Source organism: Haloarcula sp. JP-Z28, assembly GCF_011440255.1.
Lineage (GTDB): Archaea > Halobacteriota > Halobacteria > Halobacteriales > Haloarculaceae > Haloarcula > Haloarcula marismortui.
The window spans coordinates 4615-5768 of the sequence record NZ_JAAOHT010000124.1 but is presented as its reverse complement, the minus strand read 5'-3'; the positions used below and the strand labels follow the sequence as shown (position 1 = coordinate 5768).

At 62.3% G+C, this 1154-nt stretch carries 2 protein-coding genes; one reads left to right on the top strand and one right to left on the bottom strand.

Annotation, left to right across the window (positions count from 1 at the left end; genetic code table 11):
• On the bottom strand, positions 1-466 hold a 466-nt coding region (locus G9463_RS23095), incomplete at its 3' end, for a sulfatase-like hydrolase/transferase (protein ID WP_165897942.1).
• Positions 467-686: 220 nt separating this feature from the next.
• Here G9463_RS23095 and G9463_RS23090 point away from each other — a divergent pair.
• On the top strand, positions 687-1154 hold a 468-nt coding region (locus G9463_RS23090; protein WP_165897944.1), incomplete at its 3' end, for a GNAT family N-acetyltransferase.

Below are 1154 nucleotides of genomic sequence, written 5' to 3'. Positions count from 1 at the left end.
CGGACCCGCCGCTGAGAACGGTTGCGGCGCGCCGGAACGGCGAGGTTCCCAGCTGGACCCATGCCTGAATCGTCGGATGGGCCGCCAGATACTTGCTGTAGCCGCCGCTGTCGACGAACGGCTCGAACTCGTCGAATCCGCGGTCGTACCCCCAGTGGTCGGTGAGAAAGCCGTTGGCGGCGTTGAACCCTGCCGTCTCGACACCGGCATCGGACACCTGCTCGGCCAGCGTCGGTGTTGACGCCAGACCGATGTCTTCGCTTTCGGTGAACACCGATCGCGACCCGTGAATGCTAGGGAACGAAAACGGCGTCCAGTTCCCCTGTGCCACGGCGTTTTCGAAGACGACGCCCGAGTCGGCGAGGGAATCCATGACTGGGGAGACGCTGTCAGTACCACCCAGTGCGTCGGCCCGCAGCGAGTCAACCGTGACTAGCACCACGTTCTGGGGTTCTGAAGCCGTCATAACCGACCCACCTTCCCCCTCACTCGCAATGTTACCGACGTATCGCGTCCACAGACCGGGGGTTGCACCCAATGCGTGCCACCGTATTTTCTCATACCCCCTATACCAGACACTGAATACTGAACGTTCCGGATAAATTCAGAGCGGTATAATAGAACCATACGCTAATAAGGTAGAATTAAACCCCTTCTGCGATAATGTGCGCTTCAGAACATATTCGATGACCGACCGGATTCAGTTTCGAGCCTACGACAGCCGGGATGCCGACGCCGTCTGGCGCCTCCACGAGTGGGCGATGCGAGCGACCGGCAACCACCCCAGCGACATCCCCGGAACGTCGGACCTGAAAAACATCGAGACCCGGTATTTCGACACCGGCGGCGCGTTTCTCGTCGGCGTCGTGCCCGCCGTCGACGACGAACTCCCGGAGACGTTCGACGGTGGCCTGGCCGCGATGGGCGGGTTCCTCCCGAATGAAGTCGGGCACGCGGACGAGCGAACCGTCCCCGGCGCGGCCGAACTCCACCGGATGCGGGTGGCTCCGTCCCGGCAACGACGTGGCTACGGTCGGAGCCTCCTCGACAAACTCGAACAGCAAGTGGTCGAGCAGGGATACGAGGTCCTGCTTGCGACGACATCACAGAGCCAGCCCGCCGCGGTCGCGTTCTACCGCGACGAAGGATACCAG